At 54.5% G+C, this 17,235-nt stretch carries 20 protein-coding genes and 1 tRNA gene; 2 read left to right on the top strand and 19 right to left on the bottom strand.

The window, feature by feature from the left end; translation table 11 throughout:
* Nucleotides 1-64: 64 nt before the first annotated feature.
* From nth to BLP78_RS10595, 3 genes are read right to left on the bottom strand one after another with little or no spacing between them, the layout of a single operon-like run.
* On the bottom strand, nt 65-697 hold the full coding sequence (gene nth, locus BLP78_RS10605; RefSeq protein ID WP_025041807.1) for an endonuclease III: 633 nt from the start codon (nt 695-697) through the stop codon (nt 65-67).
* Nucleotides 694-1,428 carry an RnfABCDGE type electron transport complex subunit B gene (locus BLP78_RS10600; protein WP_090459065.1) on the bottom strand — a complete coding sequence of 245 codons (735 nt, stop codon included), beginning with the start codon at nt 1,426-1,428 and terminating at the stop codon, nt 694-696. Before BLP78_RS10600 ends, nth begins: the two co-directional genes overlap by 4 nt.
* Nucleotides 1,425-2,471, bottom strand: a complete 1,047-nt coding sequence (locus tag BLP78_RS10595) for a quinone-dependent dihydroorotate dehydrogenase (RefSeq protein ID WP_090459063.1) — start codon at nt 2,469-2,471, stop codon at nt 1,425-1,427. The genes BLP78_RS10600 and BLP78_RS10595 overlap by 4 nt, the downstream gene beginning before the upstream one ends.
* Nucleotides 2,472-2,839: 368 nt before the next feature.
* On the opposite strand from BLP78_RS10595, the gene BLP78_RS10590 reads away from it, so the two are divergent.
* On the top strand, nt 2,840-3,784 hold the full coding sequence (locus BLP78_RS10590) for a tetratricopeptide repeat protein (RefSeq protein ID WP_090459061.1): 945 nt from the start codon (nt 2,840-2,842) through the stop codon (nt 3,782-3,784).
* Nucleotides 3,785-3,838: 54 nt separating this feature from the next.
* Here BLP78_RS10590 and BLP78_RS10585 read toward each other — a convergent pair whose 3' ends face one another.
* The 16 genes from BLP78_RS10585 to thiO form a co-directional block, all read right to left on the bottom strand.
* Nucleotides 3,839-4,582, bottom strand: coding sequence for an arginyltransferase (locus BLP78_RS10585; protein ID WP_090459059.1), 744 nt, complete (start codon nt 4,580-4,582; stop codon nt 3,839-3,841).
* Nucleotides 4,566-5,264 (bottom strand): leucyl/phenylalanyl-tRNA--protein transferase, encoded by a 699-nt coding sequence (aat, locus tag BLP78_RS10580; RefSeq protein ID WP_090459057.1) that lies wholly within the window; start codon nt 5,262-5,264, stop codon nt 4,566-4,568. The genes BLP78_RS10585 and aat overlap by 17 nt, the downstream gene beginning before the upstream one ends.
* Nucleotides 5,265-5,294: 30 nt before the next feature.
* Nucleotides 5,295-6,008 carry a 7-cyano-7-deazaguanine synthase QueC gene (gene queC / locus BLP78_RS10575; RefSeq protein ID WP_090459056.1) on the bottom strand — a complete coding sequence of 238 codons (714 nt, stop codon included), beginning with the start codon at nt 6,006-6,008 and terminating at the stop codon, nt 5,295-5,297.
* Between the two features lie 42 nt (nt 6,009-6,050).
* Nucleotides 6,051-6,743 carry a 7-carboxy-7-deazaguanine synthase QueE gene (gene queE / locus BLP78_RS10570; protein ID WP_090459054.1) on the bottom strand — a complete coding sequence of 231 codons (693 nt, stop codon included), beginning with the start codon at nt 6,741-6,743 and terminating at the stop codon, nt 6,051-6,053.
* 39 nt (nt 6,744-6,782) lie between these two features.
* Entirely contained in the window at nt 6,783-7,679 is an 897-nt protein-coding gene (gene ybgF, locus BLP78_RS10565) for a tol-pal system protein YbgF (RefSeq protein ID WP_090459052.1), read from the bottom strand.
* Between the two features lie 2 nt (nt 7,680-7,681).
* Nucleotides 7,682-8,194, bottom strand: coding sequence for a peptidoglycan-associated lipoprotein Pal (pal, locus tag BLP78_RS10560; protein WP_090459050.1), 513 nt, complete (start codon nt 8,192-8,194; stop codon nt 7,682-7,684).
* 41 nt (nt 8,195-8,235) lie between these two features.
* Nucleotides 8,236-9,534 carry a Tol-Pal system beta propeller repeat protein TolB gene (gene tolB, locus BLP78_RS10555; protein ID WP_090459049.1) on the bottom strand — a complete coding sequence of 433 codons (1,299 nt, stop codon included), beginning with the start codon at nt 9,532-9,534 and terminating at the stop codon, nt 8,236-8,238.
* A 38-nt stretch (nt 9,535-9,572) separates the two neighbouring features.
* Nucleotides 9,573-10,421, bottom strand: coding sequence for an energy transducer TonB (locus tag BLP78_RS10550; protein ID WP_256330214.1), 849 nt, complete (start codon nt 10,419-10,421; stop codon nt 9,573-9,575).
* Between the two features lie 20 nt (nt 10,422-10,441).
* A complete protein-coding gene (gene tolR / locus BLP78_RS10545) occupies nt 10,442-10,858 on the bottom strand; it encodes a protein TolR (protein ID WP_025041819.1) in 417 nt (138 codons plus the stop codon).
* Nucleotides 10,859-10,882: 24 nt separating this feature from the next.
* The gene (gene tolQ / locus BLP78_RS10540; RefSeq protein ID WP_025041820.1) at nt 10,883-11,569 is read right to left on the bottom strand and encodes a protein TolQ; all 687 of its coding nucleotides are present in this window, start codon (nt 11,567-11,569) and stop codon (nt 10,883-10,885) included.
* On the bottom strand, nt 11,566-12,012 hold the full coding sequence (ybgC, locus tag BLP78_RS10535) for a tol-pal system-associated acyl-CoA thioesterase (RefSeq protein WP_090459047.1): 447 nt from the start codon (nt 12,010-12,012) through the stop codon (nt 11,566-11,568). Before ybgC ends, tolQ begins: the two co-directional genes overlap by 4 nt.
* Before the next feature lie 186 nt (nt 12,013-12,198).
* Nucleotides 12,199-13,245, bottom strand: a complete 1,047-nt coding sequence (gene ruvB / locus BLP78_RS10530) for a Holliday junction branch migration DNA helicase RuvB (RefSeq protein WP_090459045.1) — start codon at nt 13,243-13,245, stop codon at nt 12,199-12,201.
* Between the two features lie 96 nt (nt 13,246-13,341).
* The gene (ruvA, locus tag BLP78_RS10525; RefSeq protein WP_090459043.1) at nt 13,342-13,935 is read right to left on the bottom strand and encodes a Holliday junction branch migration protein RuvA; all 594 of its coding nucleotides are present in this window, start codon (nt 13,933-13,935) and stop codon (nt 13,342-13,344) included.
* Nucleotides 13,932-14,450 (bottom strand): crossover junction endodeoxyribonuclease RuvC, encoded by a 519-nt coding sequence (gene ruvC / locus BLP78_RS10520; protein ID WP_090459041.1) that lies wholly within the window; start codon nt 14,448-14,450, stop codon nt 13,932-13,934. The genes ruvA and ruvC overlap by 4 nt, the downstream gene beginning before the upstream one ends.
* Before the next feature lie 145 nt (nt 14,451-14,595).
* On the bottom strand, nt 14,596-15,321 hold the full coding sequence (locus BLP78_RS10515) for a YebC/PmpR family DNA-binding transcriptional regulator (RefSeq protein ID WP_090459040.1): 726 nt from the start codon (nt 15,319-15,321) through the stop codon (nt 14,596-14,598).
* Between the two features lie 138 nt (nt 15,322-15,459).
* Entirely contained in the window at nt 15,460-16,590 is a 1,131-nt protein-coding gene (gene thiO, locus BLP78_RS10510; protein ID WP_090459038.1) for a glycine oxidase ThiO, read from the bottom strand.
* Nucleotides 16,591-16,732: 142 nt separating this feature from the next.
* On the opposite strand from thiO, the gene BLP78_RS10505 reads away from it, so the two are divergent.
* Nucleotides 16,733-16,808, top strand: a tRNA-Lys gene (locus BLP78_RS10505).
* The last annotated feature ends 427 nt before the right edge of the window (nt 16,809-17,235 follow it).

The raw sequence follows: 17,235 nt of genomic DNA, 5'->3' as shown, positions 1-17,235 counted from the left end.
CGTTGCGCCTTGCCCTGTACCCCAAAAACCGTACACTTCACCCCGTCCAACTACCGGATTTAGGTTAAAGATTTTTTTCCTTGAACTCGCACAAATCATTAATGATACAAATGGCACATTTCGGCTTTCTTGCGATGCATACATACCGCCCATGTAAAATGAGCCAGTGATGCGCATCGTGGCTGAATTCCTTCGGTATGCACTTCAGTAGTTTCAACTCCACCTCCAGCACGGTTTTGCCGCGTGCAAGCCCGGTACGGTTTGCTACCCGGAAAATATGCGTATCCACCGCCATGGTGGGTTGGCCGAAAGCGGTATTCAATATCACATTGGCGGTCTTGCGCCCCACGCCCGGCAGTTTTTCCAGCGCTTCCCGTGTCTGCGGGACCTCGCTGTCGTGATGCTGGATAAGCAGGTTGCAAGTAGCGATAATATTCTTGGCCTTGGTTTTATATAACCCGATGCTCTTGATGTAATCCCGCAGCCCGGCTTCCCCCAGGGCGAGAATTTTCTCAGGCGTATTTGCCGTGGGAAACAGTTTCCGGGTCGCCAGGTTCACGCCCTTGTCGGTAGCCTGGGCCGAAAGGATCACTGCGATAAGCAATTCAAAGGTCGAACCATACTCCAGTTCGGTGGTGGGGTGCGGGTTAACCGACTTGAAGCGCCTGAATATTTCGCGACGTATATTTGAATTCATGAATTAATACTATGGCGGGATGTTACCGACGGATCCGCAGCGCTATTTTTCTTCGATGCCTGCGCTTGAGCGGCCATGGCACGCTCCAGAGCAGCCTGGATAGTTGCTTTCTTGAGATCGGGGGTGGGTGATGAAATACCACTCATTCCTTCGGCTTTTTGTTTAAGCCTTTCTTCGTTCTCCTGTTTTTCACGCTCAAGCCTTTGCAGCCTGAATTGATAGCGTGCGCGCGCGCGGTCGGCAATTTGCTTGTCCTCTTCAAGTATCAAGGGGTCATCAATTTTGGCGTCGTCCTTACCTGCGGAACCGGCAGTTCGTACCTTGGATGGAATCATGCTGATACAATCGACCGGGCACGGCGCAACACACAATTCACAGCCGGTGCATTCGGCCGCAATGACAGTATGCGCGTGACCGGCCGCGCCTGCGATGGCATCCACCGGACACGCCTGGATACAAAGCGTGCAGCCTATGCAGGGCTGCTCGTCAATCAGCGCCACTGTCCTGGGTTTGGGGGTACCGTGCAGGGTGTTCAGCGCCATGGGCCTCATCCCCAGCAATTCCGCCAACTTGCGAATACCCTCGTCGCCACCGGGAGGACACTGGTTGATGTTGGCATGCCCTTCTGCAATGGCCCTGGCGTAGGGCTCGCAGCCGGAGAATCCGCACCGGCGGCATTGGGTTTGCGGCAGGATTGCGTCGATTTCCGCTACCAGCAAATTTTCTTTCATCCCAAACCCGCCCGTGAAGAACGCTGCGTGTCCGGGGCGCACAACGCATGCGCAATCTCACGTATTAGGCGAGGGCCGCGATAGATCAGGCCGCTGTATATCTGGACCAGGCTTGCCCCAGCCTCGACTTTTTCCTCTGCGTCCGCTGCGCATATGATGCCGCCTACGCCAATGATGGGTAGCGCCCCTTGCAGCTTGCCATGCAAGCGCCTGATGACAGCGGTGGCGCGTTTAGCCAGCGGTACACCGCTCAATCCGCCAGACTCGGATGCATAAGGCAGTGTCTCTATTCCAGTGCGGGAAATAGTGGTATTCGTCGCGATAACCCCGTCTATACGATGTTTCATCAAAAGCGCCGAAATGGAGTCGATTTGCTGCAGATCGAGATCGGGAGCGATTTTTACGGCAAGCGGCGTATATTTTCCGTACTCGTCGGCGAGTTTTTGCTGGTTCAGCTTCAGCGCACCCAGCAGATGATCCAGTTCGTCGGCGTTTTGTAGTTGCCGAAGGGAGGGTGTATTAGGCGAAGAAATGTTGATGGCGATATAATCGGCGTAGCGATAGGCTTTGCGCAGGCAAGTCAAGTAATCGTCAACCGCCTTTTCCATCGAGGTATCGAAATTCTTTCCGATATTGATGCCGAGTATGCCGCGGTAATTTGCACGCCTGACATTCGCCATCAGTTTATCGATACCGTCATTGTTGAAGCCCATGCGATTGACTATGGCTTGTGCCTGGGGAATACGAAACAACCGAGGCTTGGGGTTCCCCGGTTGTGGACGGGGCGTAACCGTACCAATTTCGATAAAACCAAACCCGAGCGCCGCCAGTGCGTCGATGTGTTCACCATTCTTGTCCAGCCCGGCAGCCATCCCAACAGGATTGGAAAAGTTGAGACCCATGACATGGCGGGGCCGGCATGCTATCGGGGCGCGATTGATCAGTCCGGAACGATAAGCTTTCTCGATTGCATCAAACGTAACGCGGTGAGCTGTTTCGGGTTCGAGACTGAATAATAACGGACGAAGTAAGGAATAGAACATGGATTCATTTTAACACCCGGAAAGTGCCGAGTCTGTAAAGGAACTTGCATCGTTAATCATCGTCATAGAGAGGCTGATCCTTGGAACAGGCGCCGTTGATCGAGGTATCGCCCACAGCGCGAGAACTTTTTCATCTTGTTTGATGCCTGGTAAACCGTATCCATTCAATCTAAATCTCGCGATTAGACGAGTGGAACGAACTCACCGGAAAGTAATGCTCACGGGAAAAGAAATATCCTTCCCGGTTATAGCACTTACCGGTTAGCAATGAACTGGAAAATGAACGGTCAACCGGGGATTCAGGTTCAAGGGTTTCTTCAGCATTCGACAATAAATTACCCATGGTTTGTTACTTCTCACAAGCGTAAATGATTACATTCGCCAAGCTGACTCGCCAGTGCCTGATCCTGGTTTTCATGGCCTCTTCGGGATTGGCTCATGCCATCACTGATTGGGATACGCTCAACCAGGAGTGGGAATTGCTTTATGAGCAAGGGGACTATAACCGCGCGACCGTGGTCGCGGCCAAGGCGCTGCAGATAGCCGAACAAACGAAGGAACCGGACCATTCCGACATTGCCTCGAGTCTGAACAGCCTGGCATTTCTATATAGCGCCCGAGATCAGTATAAGCAGGCGGAACCTCTCCTCATACGCGCCCTGGCTATTTTTGAAAAGTCTGTCGGGGAAGGCCCTGAGTTGGCAGCGACATTGAACAATCTCGCTATGCTTTACAGGAAACAAGAGCAATATGCGCAAGCGGAACCCCTGTACAAGCGCGCGTTGGCAATCGATGAGAAGGCGCTCGGCCCGGATCATCCCAATGTAGCCATGAGCCTGAATAACCTGGCGCAGCTATATCAGGCCCAGGAACAGTATGCGCAGGCTGAGCCTCTTCTCAAGCGTGCGCTGGAAATATTGGAGAACACACTTGGCCCGAACCATGCAAACGTAGCGATGAGTCTGAACAACCTTGCGCTGCTGTATACAGCCAAACAACAATATGCGCAGGCTGAACCGCTTTTTAAAAGAGTACTGGCGATGTCGCAAAAGGCACTGGGTCCGGATCACCCAAACGTTGCCTTGAGCTTGAATAATTTGGCGGGCTTGTATAACGAACAGGGCAAGTATCCTTATGCCGAGCCGCTGTTCAGGCGCGCATTGACTATCTCGGAAAAATCACTGGGTCGAAATCATCCTAATGTAGCAACTAGCCTTGAAAATCTGGCGCAGCTCTATCGGGAAATCGGCCATGCAGATAAGGCAAAACCGCTGGCTACACGCGCGGCCGCGATAAGGGCGGCACAACGCTAACTTCATAGCGATAACTTCATGACTTGATGTTCCAACCATTCCTGAGAACTGGTCTCAATCTTCAGGAATCCGGGAATTGCTCAGCGGCTCCCATTGTCCCCCAACCAAACCTTGCAACGGCCTGAAGCCAGCCTTATATGCCATTTTTCGGCTTTCCTTTATCCAGTAACCAAGATAAAGATAAGGCAACTTCAATAGCCGGCATAGTTGTGCCTGCCATAAAATATTATAGGTACCGAAACTGGCCCCCGGCACATCGGGATCGAAAAAGGTATATACAGATGATATGCCGTCGTGCAGCTCATCGATAATACTGATCATGCGTAGCTTGCCATTTTCGTGAAACTCGACCAGGCTGGAATTGACATTGCTTGGCAGCAGGAAGTGGCGGTATTGCTCCCGGCTGTCTCGATCCATGCCGCCCCCGCTATGGCGGCGCGCCTGATAGCGCAGGTACAGCGCATAGTGATCCGGATGATAATAAAGGCCGTGCTGCGTCGCGACCAGGTTCTGATGACGTTTCCAGGAACGACGTTGGGCGCGCCTTGAAATCAATTCGTCAACCACGATCCGTACCGGCATGCAAGCACTGCAGTTGTCGCAGTATGGACGGTAGGTAAAAGCGCCACTACGGCGAAAGCCGGCCTGTACCAATGCGCCATAGACACCGGTATCGATCAGGTGGCTGGGTGTTGCCACCTGAGACCGCGCCAATTGCTCCGGCAGGTAACTGCATGGATAAGACGCGGTAGTGTAAAACTGTAGCGTTGAAGACGGAAGATCATTCAAGTGACTCATAATCCACACACCATTTGTCGACTCGTTCCGGGTAGTTTACCAATTCTTTTAATTTTAGACTAAATTCCTTGCGTGAAATTTCCCGGGCGCCGAAAGAAGCGAGATGAGCGGTTTTCATCTGGCAGTCGATCATTTTGAAGCCTCGGCGCTCCAGGTATCTCACCAGATGCACGAATGCAACTTTGGATGCATCGGTAGTGCGGGAAAACATGGATTCGCCAAAAAACATTTTTCCCTGCGCAACACCGTACAATCCACCCGCCAACTCACCCTCTATCCATGTTTCGATGGAATGGGCCCAGCCCATCTCGTGCAGTGCAGCGTAAGCCGCAAGCATCTCATCGTGAATCCACGTGCCAGGATGCCCCTTGCGGGGCGCGGCGCACGCCTGCATGACCTGCTTGAAAGCACTGTCGACCCTGATCGTATAATTGGCCTTCTTCAGCGTTTTTCTGAGCGACCGGGATATTTTAAGCTCGGCAGGGAAAAGCACCATGCGTGGGTCCGGGCTCCACCATAAAATAGGATCGCCCTGGTTGAACCACGGAAAAATCCCGCAGCGATAGGCCTCGATCAGCCGTTCCGGCGAGAGATCGCCGCCGGCCGCGAGCAAACCGTTAGGCTGGGTGAGCGCAGTGTCTAACGGGGGAAAAGAGGTTTCGGGCGTGAGCCAGGGGATCATGAAGAGAGGATGGCTGAATACGCTTTCCCGCTATGGAATCAGGGAATCAGGCGTAACCGCCAGTTTTGATATACGTTGATACCGCGTCACATCGGCCACGCCGGCTGATTCAAACCCCGCCCGCCGTAACCGGCAGGAATCGCACATGCCGCAAGCGCGCCCATCTTCATCCGCCTGATAACACGACACCGTCGAACTGTAATCGAGCCCCAGCAGGATCCCCTGCTGAATGATCTGCGCTTTCGACAATGCCATCAGGGGCGCGTGAATGCTTAGCCTGGCGCCTTCAATTGCGGCTTTGGTAGCCAGATTTGCCATCTCCTCAAATGCCTGGATGTAAGCGGGGCGGCAATCCGGATACCCGGAGTAGTCTACTACGTTGACCCCAATGAAAATATCCCGGCTCTTGAGCACTTCGGCCCAGGCGAGCGCGAGAGACAACATGATGGTGTTACGGGCAGGCACATACGTGGCTGGAATACCGGCGGTGGAGCCTTCCGTCGGTATAGCGCTCGATTTATCCGTTAATGCCGAACCGCCGAATACGGATAGGTCGAGCTTGATTACCTTGTGTTCACGCGCGCCGATCGAATGCACCAGTTCTTCCGCAGCTGCAAGTTCCGATGCATGGCGCTGACCGTAATCCATGCTCAAAGCGTAGCATTCATACCCGCTACTACGGGCAATCGCTAGCGTGGTGGCGGAGTCCAGCCCACCTGACAAAAGAACTACAGCCCTGGCCATGAAGTCAAGATGGGAAATTGCCGAGGTATTTTTGCTCGTTCTTCATCGTCCCGCGCCCTCTCCCCACAGTAATTTGTGAAGCTGGATCTGCACCCGGACCATTATGCGGTCGCGTAGTACCCATGCAGCCAGCATCGCGGGGTCAAGCTGGTCATAGACCGGCGAAAATAAAATTGGGCAGATGAGATTCAATTGACGCTCATGCATCACCTCCAGCGCCCATTGATAGTCGGCTTCATCGCACAACACAAACTTCACTTCATCATGGGACGTGAGATACTGGAGGTTTGGCCAATAATTTTTTTCCGCTTCACCCGAACCCGGCGTTTTGATATCCAGGATCCTCGAAACGCGATCATCCACCCCGGAAATATCCAGTGCGCCGCTGGTTTCGAGCGATACCGAATAGCCTGCATCGCACAATAATGCAAGCAATGGCAGGCATTCTTTCTGTGCCAGGGGCTCTCCTCCGGTCACAGTCACATAGCGGGCACCGTAGCTGGCAACCTCCGCCAGAATATCAGCGATTGACCGGCGCTTTCCTCCATAGAAAGCGTAGTCGGTATCGCAATAAGCGCAGCGCAGGGGGCAACCGGTCAAACGTACGAATACGGTCGGTAATCCTGAGCGGCTGGTTTCTCCCTGTAGAGAGAAAAATATCTCGCTGATACGCAAACTCTCCGCTTCGCGGGATTGTGTGACCTTGGATATAGGAGGGGAGATGGTTTGAACCATATCGTAGATGTACGGGACAATACCCCATGATGGGTTAAATTACTTTTTACTGATCAGCCGACGCTTGGCCTTGTCGGCGGCCTCGCTACCCGGATACTTGGCCACAAGCGTTTCCAGGGTTTTCCTTGCAGCGGGTTTTTTATTCATTTCCTGCTGGCTGCTGGCGATGTTGAGCATCGCATCGGGGGCCTTTGCGCTGTCCGGATAAGTCTTGATCAACTTCTCCTGAGCACTGATGGCGCTCTTGAAATCACGTAGCGCGTAATAAGAATTACCAATCCAGTAATGGGCACTCGGTGCAAAACTGGAGCCTGGATAGCTCCGGAGAAACTTGTTAAACCGGGAAATGGCGTCTTGATAACTGCCGGCCTTGAATAAGCTATAGGCGGCCTCATAGGCGTCACTCTCGACATCCTTCGCCGATGCGGAGCTCACACCCTTGGCAGGTGTGCTCGCAGCGGACGAAACAACGGCAGCAGCCGTGGCCGGAACCGCGGCTGCCGGTTCGGGTTCCATATCGGGCGCGCCAGGCTCTGCGGCTGCCTCTGCAGATCCGGATACCGCAGATCCAGATGCGGCAGTCTCGTCAGGTTGCTCGATCCGCCTCAACCGGCTATCCAGATCAATATAAAAATCCCTCTGGCGCTTCTGTGAAGACTCGTTCTCGTTGACCAGTACTTCGATCTGGCCCTGCAACTTGTTCAGGTCAAGCCTCAGGGCTTCGATCTGGCTATGGAGTTCGAGCAACGGTTGATTGTTAAGCAGGTCCTCAAGCTTTACGACGCGGGATTCCAGCGCCTGTCCCTGATTGCGCACTTCCCCGATAGCTGTCTTTTGCACGGCAATCTGCCGGCGCGCCTCCTCGTCGTCGAACACGCCGGCGTAGCTTGCATTACAGCCGATCACGAACACCAACCAAAAAGCGCGCAACGGCACGATTACTCCCCTTGATAACGGATATCGGCGCGGCGGTTCTCAGCCCAGGAGGCTTCGTCATGACCTGTAGCGCGAGGTTTCTCTTCGCCCAGGCTGACAGATTCAACCTGCGATTCCCTGGCCCCTGATAAAGTCAGCACATACTTTACCGCATCAGACCGGCGCTGTCCCAGCGCAAGATTGTATTCCCTGCTTCCGCGCTCATCGGTGTTGCCCTGTACCAGCACCCTGGCATTGGAGTTGTCGCGTAGATACTGGGCATGAGCCACTACCAGGGATTTGTATTCATCCTTCACCACGTAGCTGTCGAAATCGAAATAAACGCTGCGCCGGGAAAGAATATTATTGGGGTCCGTAAGCGGGTTGAGGCTCGGTCCGGCTTCACCGTAGCCCGGCGTTTCCGTTGGCGTCCTGGTAGTCGCAGACCGGTCTTCCACATTGGCGGAAGGCTGGGGAGTTTTGCTCGCGCACGCAGATAACACACTGATCAATAACACACATAAAATCTTTTTCATTTTATTTCCTTTAAAGTTAGCAAAAAAATACGCAACCCGAACTACTGGAGCCTTCGCAAAGGCCCCCAGGCCGGCTCTCTTATGTCACCAGCCTGCGTTGAAAGCTGTTGTCTTGTTTTGCCGTCGTTCGACACGGCGGATAATATACCACGCCCCCTTACCTCGGTTGCATAGAGGATGATCTTGCCGTTGGGAGCGAAGCTGGGGGACTCGTCAAATTGAGAATTAGTGAGCAATTGCACTTGGCGGGTCATCAGATCTTGCGTGGCAACATTGAATCTGTCTCCGTTGCGGTGAATGAACACGAAGCTTTTTCCGTCCGGGCTGTAATGTGGGCTCACATTGTAACTGCCCTCGAATGTGAGACGCTCCGCCGTTCCGGATGCACGCCCTGTGACGGCCATGCGATAAATTTGCGGACTGCCGCCACGGTCGGAAGTAAATATGATGGACTGCCCGTCGGGCGAAAAACTGGGTTCGGTATCGATTCCGGCGCTTTGGCTGAGCCGCTGCAATCCGCTGCCGTCCGCGTTCACCAGGAAGATCTGCGAGCCCCCCATCAGAGATAGCACTACCGCAAGCTTCTTTCCGTCCGGCGACCATGCCGGCGCGCTGTTGCTGCCCCTGAAATTGGCCGCTGCCACGCGCGCGCGGGTGGCGAGCGTCTGCACGTAAACGACCGGCTTCTTGTTCTCGAAGGATACATATGCCAACCGGGCGCCATCCGGCGACCATGCCGGCGATATGATAGGTTCCGTGTACTCGACCACCGGTTGCGCATTAAAGCCGTCCGCATCCGACACCCGTAACGAATATTTTTTTCCCTGTTTCTCCACGTAGGCAATACGGGTACTGAACACCCCCACATCGCCGGTCAGCTTTTCGTAAATCAGATCGGCTATCCGATGTGCGGCGGCACGCAATTGTTCCGCAGGTACTGTCTCGGTATAAACCGCCAACTCCGTTTGTTTCGCGACATCCATCAACCGGAAGCGGACTGCAACCTGTCCGCCGGCCAAGGCTGTGGTGCTGCCGATAACCAGCGCACTGGCGCCGCGATTCATCCAGTCAGGATAACTCACTTCGATGGGCTCATGCGGTCTCAGACCGCCCGGGTCAACCAGTCTGAACAGTCCGCTGCGTTGCAAGTCGGCGGATACTACCGGGGTGATGCTCTGACTGAGCCTTTCCTCCGCGGCAAAGGGCACGATGGCAATCGGAATCTGTGCCGCGCCGCCGCCGAAAATTTCGATGTCGAGGGCGGCATGCAGCGGCGCACTGATCACCGACAGTAACAAGACAAAAATATAACCGGGAAATCCGCGCAAGCAAATTTGCATGAAAATAACCCTTTAAAGAATAATGGAAATTATACCAGTCATTCGTGATAATGCACCTTGACGCTCAGATTCCGGAATTTCGGAAAAAGCGTGGGATCAGGTGGCAGCGGAAGCGGCTTGGATAGAAAAATACCGCGTTCCACCGCGCTGTCGAAAGCGGCGAATCCGCTGCTTGCGCGTAGCCTGACATCGAGAATATCGCCACCCGGAAGCAGCGTAACGTCGAATTCCACCACGGGATTGCCAGGCAGATCGGGTGGCATGACAATATTTCTCCTGATTTTTGCAAGTATTTTTGCCTTATATTCGGCCATTTCGTTGGCCAGACGGGACTGCGCCGCCGCTTGGGCCGCCTTAGCCTGTGCCTTGACATTCGCTTCCTGCTGTTCCCGTTGAAGCTGTGCTATTTCAGCCGCCACTCGTGCTTTCTGCTCTTTCAGCGCCTGCTCTTTCTGCTCCTTTTCTTTTCGCTCTTTCTCTTTTCGCTCTTTCTGTTCCTGTTCTTTTTTGACCAGCTCTTTTTTTTCCACCGGCTTTTTTTCTACTGGTTTAGGCTTCTCGGTTTTTTCCTTCAGGGCAATATCCGGTTTTGGGGGCGGCGGTGGCGTTTCAATCCTGGGCGGCACCGGCGCTGCTTCGGGCGGCGGCAGGACCGGCTTGGGCTCGGGCGGAGGCGGCGCGGCCTTGGTAGCCGGCTGAACCGCCGGAGGCAGGCTGCTCCATAAATCCACCATCACGGGTTCTGTCGGATATGTTTTCCAATTGAGTCCGAAAATCATGAAAGCGAAAAAAATGACGTGGACCAGTACCGCCAAGAGGCCGGCCCGCATCGCGCCCGGTTCAACTTCCGAGAGCTTCCTCAACGCCATTCCGCTCACCGTATTCATATGAGATGGTCGCCCACTGCTCACTTCGGTCTGGCCAGCAGCCCCACCTTTTTCACCTGCTGCTGTTGAAGAATGTCCATCACATTCATTACTTCTTCGTAACGTACATTTTTATCGCCGGCAATTACCACTGGCTGCTCAATATTTGCGGCCTGCTTCTGTTTGATCGCATTGACCAATTCTGCTCGATTGATCTTTTGTTCGCCTCCCGGCATGGAACGGTCATGCAATCCCAGACTGCCGTCGGCCTTGACAATCACCTCCAGCGGTGCAACCGGCGGCGCCAGCGATTTGCCGATCTGGGGCAACTCTATCTGACCGGGCGTGATGAGCGGCGCGGTAATCATGAAAATCACCAGCAGCACCAACATTACGTCAATGTATGGCACTACGTTTATTTCATTCATCAGCCGGCGTTTGGTGCGGCGCTCATTCATGGCGCTTACCCCATGAAAACGATCTCATCCGCTCGCTTGACGCTGCAGGACATTGGATAATTCTTCCATGAAGCTCTCAAAACGGGTTGCCAGCCGATCGATGCGACTCGAATAACGGTTATAGGCGATAACCGCGGGGATAGCTGCAAACAATCCCATTGCCGTCGCTATCAGCGCCTCCGCAATGCCTGGCGCAACATGCGCGATGGTGGCCTGGGTGACGTTGGATAAGCCCCGGAAGGAATTCATGATTCCCCAAACGGTACCGAACAGGCCGACGTAGGGACTTACCGAACCTACTGTCGCAAGAAACGAAAGGTGCGATTCAAGATTATCCATTTCGCGCTGGTAGGTCGCCCGCATCGCCCGGCGCGTACTGTCCATCACCGTGGTGATGTCCGTTCCCGACTGGCGCTTGTGTTTCATGAATTCGCGAAAACCAGCTTCGAAAATTCGTTCCATGCTGCCCGCTGTATGGCGTGAACCGGCCGCGCTTTGAAAAAGTGCATTGAGATCGGTTCCCTTCCAGAAAACATTCTCGAACTCATCGCTTTGCCTTACCGCCTCGCGGATGACGAACAGCTTGCGAAAGATGTACCACCACGACAGGAATGAAGCCAGCAGCAACAGCAACATTACCAGCTGCACCGGCAAGCTGGCGCTGCCGATGAGATGGAAAAGAGACATATCCTGGGTAACTGTCGGGCTCATGAGCGTTTTCCAAACTTGTGGCGCAAAGGCGCGGGTACGCGTACGGGCTTGAGGCTGTCGGCTCCCACGCATACCGCCTGGACGGTTGCATTGACCAGCGTGGCAGAACCACGTCGCACCTGTTGCGAGATCGCGATGCGGCAACTGCCTATTTCAACCGCTTCCGCCGTGACATGCAGCAAATCATCCAGTAACGCCGGCTTGAGGTATTCAATATTAAGTGAACGCACCATGAAAATTACCTTGTGAAGCTGGATCAATGAGTGAATATCAAATCCGAGCTGCCGCAACCATTCGTAGCGGGCACGCTCCATGAAATCGAGATAAGTCGAATGATAAACTACTCCGCCCGCATCGGTGTCCTGATAGTAGACGCGAATGGGCAACGAAAACGTGATCTCGCCCGGATTAACGGCAAATTTATCGACTTCTGTTGCTTTCATGTTTTTGAACTAAAAAATATCCGGTATTCGATAGCGCTGGATTTCCCGATACAGGCACAAGCCAAATCTCCTCCGCACCTGGCTTTCATCAGTCAACCATTGGGGCATCGCAGTTTCTGTGCATTCAGGTTACCCGACACTTCAAGCGAATTGCCGAGGCCGATTGCGATTCATGTTACCGCGTGTTCATGGCTGGTCATCTATCCACAACTCGCCGCTCAATCCGTTCTTCGGCAAGGCCATGCCGAAATGCTGGTAGGCGATAGCCGTGGCCATGCGGCCGCGCGGCGTGCGCTTCATGTAACCCTGCTGTATCAGATACGGTTCCAGCACATCTTCGATGGTGCCACGCTCTTCGCTGATGGCGGCGGCGAGATTATCCACGCCCACGGGACCACCGCCGAATTTTTCCATGACGGCAAGCAGCAGCTTTCTGTCCATCACGTCAAGGCCGATGAGGTCCACATCGAGCATGAGCAATGCGGCGTCCGCCACCGGGCGGGTAATGTAACCATCGGCTTTGACTTCAGCGAAATCGCGTACCCGCCGCAGCAGACGGTTTACGATGCGTGGCGTGCCGCGCGATCGGCGTGCGATTTCCACCGCGCCATCGGAAGAAATTTCCACGTTCAGCAATCCCGCGGATCGCGTCACGATTTTAGTCAGCTCTTCCACCGAATAAAATTCGAGGCGCGAAATAATGCCAAAACGATCGCGCAACGGGTTCGTCAGCATACCGGCGCGAGTAGTGGCGCCCACCAGGGTGAACGGCGGCAGATCGAGCTTGACGGACCGTGCCGCGGGACCTTCGCCTATCATGATATCAAGCTGATAGTCTTCCAGCGCGGGATAAAGAATCTCCTCCACGATGGGTGAAAGCCGATGAATTTCATCGATGAACAATACATCGTTGGGTTCGAGATTGGTCAACAGGGCCGCCAGGTCGCCGGGGCGTTCCAGCACCGGGCCGGAAGTCTGGCGCAGGCTCACGCCCATCTCTCTGGCAATGATGTGCGCAAGCGTTGTCTTGCCCAGCCCGGGCGGCCCATACAGCAGCACGTGGTCGAGGGCCTCCCTGCGGCGTCGTGCCGCCTCGATGAATATCTGCAACTGCCCACGAATTTTTTCCTGGCCGACGTACTCGGTCAGGTGCTTGGGACGCAGTGCCCGCTCCAGTTCCTCTTCCTTGAGAGAGGCGGGCGCGGCAGTAATCAATCGATCGGTTTCAATCATAATCAAACACTAAAGCTGCACCTCTTATCCGTGTTGGGCTGGAAGTGAGTAGTGACAGTAAACGCACGCGATGCGAGCGCGGCGGTCGTGTTTCTTTTATTTGTCTTTCGATAGGAGCTTCAACGCCTGACGTATGCCATCGGATACGTTAACGTTGGCGGGTAACTGCTTGACTGCCCAATTGGCTTCCCGGTCATTATACCCCAGGGACAGCAGGGCATTGAGTACGTCGTTTGCGCTTGTTGACGTGACCCCGATGCCTGTGGCATCTGTTGCGCCAGCCATGCCAAGATCGAGCTTGTCGCGTAATTCCAGCAGCAAACGCTCGGCGGTTTTTTTGCCGATGCCGGGGATCTTGATCAACCGGCCGCTATCCTGAGCCGCTACCGCCTGATGCAAATCAGCCACACTCAGGCCGGATAGCAACGCAAGGGCTGTTCTTGCCCCGACGCCGGAAATCTTCACGAGCTGACGAAAAGCCTGTCGCTCTGCTTCGGTGGCGAAACCGAAAAGCAGGTGCGCATCTTCGCGCACGACGAGGTGGGTATGAAGCGTGATTCGCGCGCCGGTTGCCGGCAGGTTATAGAACGTGCTCATGGGCACATCGATCTCGTACCCGAGGCCTTGTACGTCAACCAGCACCAGGGGAGGGGATTTTTCCAGCAGCACGCCGGTTATCCGGCCGATCATACCAGACGCCCCCGTTTCATGCGGTAGCCCGCAGTCGAAATTCCACCCAACCCCAATCCTCCGTGGGCATGGCAGATCGCGCAAGCAAGCGCATCCGCCGCATCTGCGCTGGGGCTGCCGCCAAGTTGCAACAAGCGCTTCACCATTTCCTGCACTTGCTCTTTTTTGGCATGCCCTTTGCCGACCACCGCCTGCTTGATCTGTAGCGCGGTGTACTCGGCGACGGCCAGATTATTCAGCACGGCCGTGCAAATCGCCGCCCCCCGAGCCTGTCCGAGCATCAGCGTGGATTTCGGATTGACGTTGACGAATACCTGTTCCACCGCGACTTGATCAGGCTGGTGCTGCGCGATCACCTCGTTAAGATGATCCATGATCGTCTTGAGGCGCAACGGTAGCTCGCCCTCCACCGTTTTGATGCAACCGCTACTGACATAGGCCAGCTTGCTGCCGAATTTATCGATAACGCCAAAGCCCGTAATGCGCAAGCCGGGGTCTATGCCAAGAATACGGATTTTTTTACCTTTCGAATAAGCGCGACCATCAATTCAAATACCGCAAAAAACCTGCTTTCGGTTATGTTGACAAATTATGGCGCAAACGTGGCAAGCAAACTCGCTTCTGGCTGCATCGCTTTCCAATATATCCAAGGTGAAAATGCTATTCATCGAGCACTGCGGTAGTGTAAGCCTCTTGCACATCGTCTATATTTTCCAGCGCATCCAGCAATTTTTGCATTCTGACCGAATCATCGCCGGTCAGCACGGTTTCACTGACGGGCTTCATCGTCACTTCGGCGAGTTCCGCCTTGAACCCGGCTTTCTCCAGCCCCGCCCTGACCATCATGAATTCATACGGCGCAGTAATGACTTCCATGCTTCCGTCATCATTGCTGACCACATCCTCCGCACCGGCCTCGAGAGCGGCTTCCATCAGCTTTTCTTCATCGGTGCCGGGTGCAAAAAGCATTTGCCCGCAATGCTTGAACAGGAATGCGACCGAGCCGTCCGTACCGAGATTGCCGCCATACTTGGTAAAGGCATGGCGCACATCCGCGACGGTACGCACCCGGTTGTCCGTCATGCAATCCACCAATACCGCCGCGCCAGCGATGCCGTAGCCTTCATAACGCACTTCTTCATAGTTCACGCCCTCCAGGTCGCCACTGCCGCGCTTGATTGCACGCTCGACGTTGTCCTTGGGCATGTTCTGCTCGTAAGCCTTGTCGACAGCCAGACGCAACCGCGGATTGCTGTTGGGGTCACCGCCGCCAAGCCGCGCCGCAACGGTAATTTCTTTGATGAGCCGGGTAAAAATCTTGCCGCGCCTTGCGTCCTGCGCGGCTTTCTTGTGCTTGATATTAGCCCACTTGCTGTGACCGGCCATGCGTATGCCCTATCCCTATTATTGAAGTGGTGCAATGTTATCACTCCGCCTCGTGCCGATAAAGCGCAGCACGGGCAAGGCTTTATTGGAAACTGCGCGGAAACAACGCCACCGGCGAAAATATGTTCTCCGCACGGGCTAAGATGGCCACTTATAAGGCGCGATATCCAGCGGTTGTGGTTTGTTCAGGATCATATTGGATATAAGCTGAGCGCTGCCCGGCGCCATGGTGATACCGTAGCGGTAATGGCCGCTATTGAGATAAAGGTTAGTGATGTGGGGGTGACTACCGATGACCGGGATATTATCAGGCGACCCCGGACGCAATCCCGCCCAGTGGCCGGAAAGCGTTGCTTCAGTCAATGCAGGTACGAGCGCATGCGTTTTTTCGAGCAATAGTTTTCCCGCCTGAGCAGTCGTGCGCCTGTCGAAGCCGGTTTCCTCCAAGGTGCTGCCGGCAAGAATGTATCCGTCCCGGCGCGGTATCAAATAAAAATTGTCCTGTTCCTGCAGCACAATTGCGGGAAGCAGGCCCGATTGTGCCTGGAACAGCAGAATCTGGCCTCGTACCGGCCAGATATCGAGCTTTAATGCATGCTCACGTAAAAGCCCGCCGCTCCATGCCCCGGCGGTGACGATGTAATTCGATGCAGTGAATTTCTCGCCCGTGCTCGTGCTGACCGACTGGACCCGCCCATGCTCGATCTGCCAATCAGTAATCTCGACATGCTCTTTAATGACGCCGCCACGCTGCCCTACCGCCTTCATCAACGCCTGCAATAAACGCGGGTTACGCACCTGACAGACATCTGGCAGCCAAAGCGCTGCTTCGTCGCTGGCGAGCAGCGGTGCAATTTCATGAGAGCGAACCTTGCTCAGCCGAAAATCGTGGCGAGCGCACCAAGCCTCCGCGTCATGTTCGCGGGCCTCCCGCGCCGCTCTGCCGTGGCCTTCGCTGTCCGGTTCGCCGGTGGCGCCGGCCAGAACCAGCATGCCGCTGGCCTGGTACTCCGGATCGATACCTGTATCGCGCCGCAGCGCTTCGATAAACTTCGGAAATAGGGCATTGCTCAATTGAGTCAACCGCGTTACCGGGCAGGAATAATTCCACGGCAACAGTGGCGAAAGTATGCCGCCCCCCGCCCACGACGCCTCCCGGGCGCAGTGCTGACGCTCCAGTATGGTCACCGTCGCGCCAAGCCGCAGCAATTCATGCGCTACAGTCAGCCCGGCTATTCCGCCGCCGATAACAATAATGTCACTACTCAAGGATCAACTCTTCACAGGATGGGCGCGTTAAACCCGATTCTGCGCTGAAATGGGATGGGCAGGCAATCGCATTCGAACGAACTTAATCCAAAAAACTTTATATCGGAGGGGTGAGCCGTTATAATGCACGACCTTGGTAATTGGGTCGTTAGCTCAGCCGGTAGAGCAGCGGACTTTTAATCCGTTGGTCGCCAGTTCGAATCTGGCACGGCCTACCAATAAATCAAAAAGTTAGATCAAAACGACACTCCCACCGCTTGGTTTCCGTCGATGGTCACCATGGCAATGGATTCGCCCAAAGAGAATCACACGTGAAGTGTGACGCCCTAATTGCTGCCCACGAAAAACAAAGGTCGCTGATTTGACCCGTGGGTTTCAGCGGCTGAAACCTCAATTATCTGGAAGCCGATAGGCGATGAACTCAGCTCAAGGCTTTACCTTGGGTAACTGGATCAGGAGGTCGATTGATGATCTTCTCTGACTGGAATGAAACCGCCGCGTACATCGAATTGATCGACACTCAGCTCATGGCGAATAGCAAGATCTGACCCAATACTGTTCGGTTAGTTTGGATTCGCAGATCGCTGTCGCAATGATAGCGGTTTAGGTTCGAGCATACTAACGACGCAGTCAATGTGCTGTCGT

Source organism: Nitrosospira sp. Nsp1 (assembly GCF_900100985.1).
GTDB lineage: Bacteria > Pseudomonadota > Gammaproteobacteria > Burkholderiales > Nitrosomonadaceae > Nitrosospira.
The sequence above is the reverse complement of the archived record's forward strand: the minus strand, read 5'-3'. Positions and strand labels throughout refer to the sequence as shown.

What these genes read in the sequence shown, in the direction of transcription:
- BLP78_RS10515 (WP_090459040.1), bottom strand. Translation starts at nt 15,321, where the DNA reads ATGGCCGGTCACAGCAAGTGGGCTAATATCAAGCACAAGAAAGCCGCG.
- ruvB (WP_090459045.1), bottom strand. Translation starts at nt 13,245, where the DNA reads ATGATTGAAACCGATCGATTGATTACTGCCGCGCCCGCCTCTCTCAAG.
- queE (WP_090459054.1), bottom strand. Translation starts at nt 6,743, where the DNA reads ATGGTTCAAACCATCTCCCCTCCTATATCCAAGGTCACACAATCCCGC.
- queC (WP_090459056.1), bottom strand. Translation starts at nt 6,008, where the DNA reads ATGGCCAGGGCTGTAGTTCTTTTGTCAGGTGGGCTGGACTCCGCCACC.
- aat (WP_090459057.1), bottom strand. Translation starts at nt 5,264, where the DNA reads ATGATCCCCTGGCTCACGCCCGAAACCTCTTTTCCCCCGTTAGACACT.
- tolR (WP_025041819.1), bottom strand. Translation starts at nt 10,858, where the DNA reads ATGAATGAGCGCCGCACCAAACGCCGGCTGATGAATGAAATAAACGTA.
- ybgC (WP_090459047.1), bottom strand. Translation starts at nt 12,012, where the DNA reads ATGAAAGCAACAGAAGTCGATAAATTTGCCGTTAATCCGGGCGAGATC.
- tolB (WP_090459049.1), bottom strand. Translation starts at nt 9,534, where the DNA reads ATGCAAATTTGCTTGCGCGGATTTCCCGGTTATATTTTTGTCTTGTTA.
- nth (WP_025041807.1), bottom strand. Translation starts at nt 697, where the DNA reads ATGAATTCAAATATACGTCGCGAAATATTCAGGCGCTTCAAGTCGGTT.
- ruvA (WP_090459043.1), bottom strand. Translation starts at nt 13,935, where the DNA reads ATGATCGGCCGGATAACCGGCGTGCTGCTGGAAAAATCCCCTCCCCTG.
- BLP78_RS10550 (WP_256330214.1), bottom strand. Translation starts at nt 10,421, where the DNA reads ATGAATACGGTGAGCGGAATGGCGTTGAGGAAGCTCTCGGAAGTTGAA.
- pal (WP_090459050.1), bottom strand. Translation starts at nt 8,194, where the DNA reads ATGAAAAAGATTTTATGTGTGTTATTGATCAGTGTGTTATCTGCGTGC.
- BLP78_RS10595 (WP_090459063.1), bottom strand. Translation starts at nt 2,471, where the DNA reads ATGTTCTATTCCTTACTTCGTCCGTTATTATTCAGTCTCGAACCCGAA.
- BLP78_RS10585 (WP_090459059.1), bottom strand. Translation starts at nt 4,582, where the DNA reads ATGAGTCACTTGAATGATCTTCCGTCTTCAACGCTACAGTTTTACACT.
- BLP78_RS10590 (WP_090459061.1), top strand. Translation starts at nt 2,840, where the DNA reads ATGATTACATTCGCCAAGCTGACTCGCCAGTGCCTGATCCTGGTTTTC.
- BLP78_RS10600 (WP_090459065.1), bottom strand. Translation starts at nt 1,428, where the DNA reads ATGAAAGAAAATTTGCTGGTAGCGGAAATCGACGCAATCCTGCCGCAA.
- tolQ (WP_025041820.1), bottom strand. Translation starts at nt 11,569, where the DNA reads ATGAGCCCGACAGTTACCCAGGATATGTCTCTTTTCCATCTCATCGGC.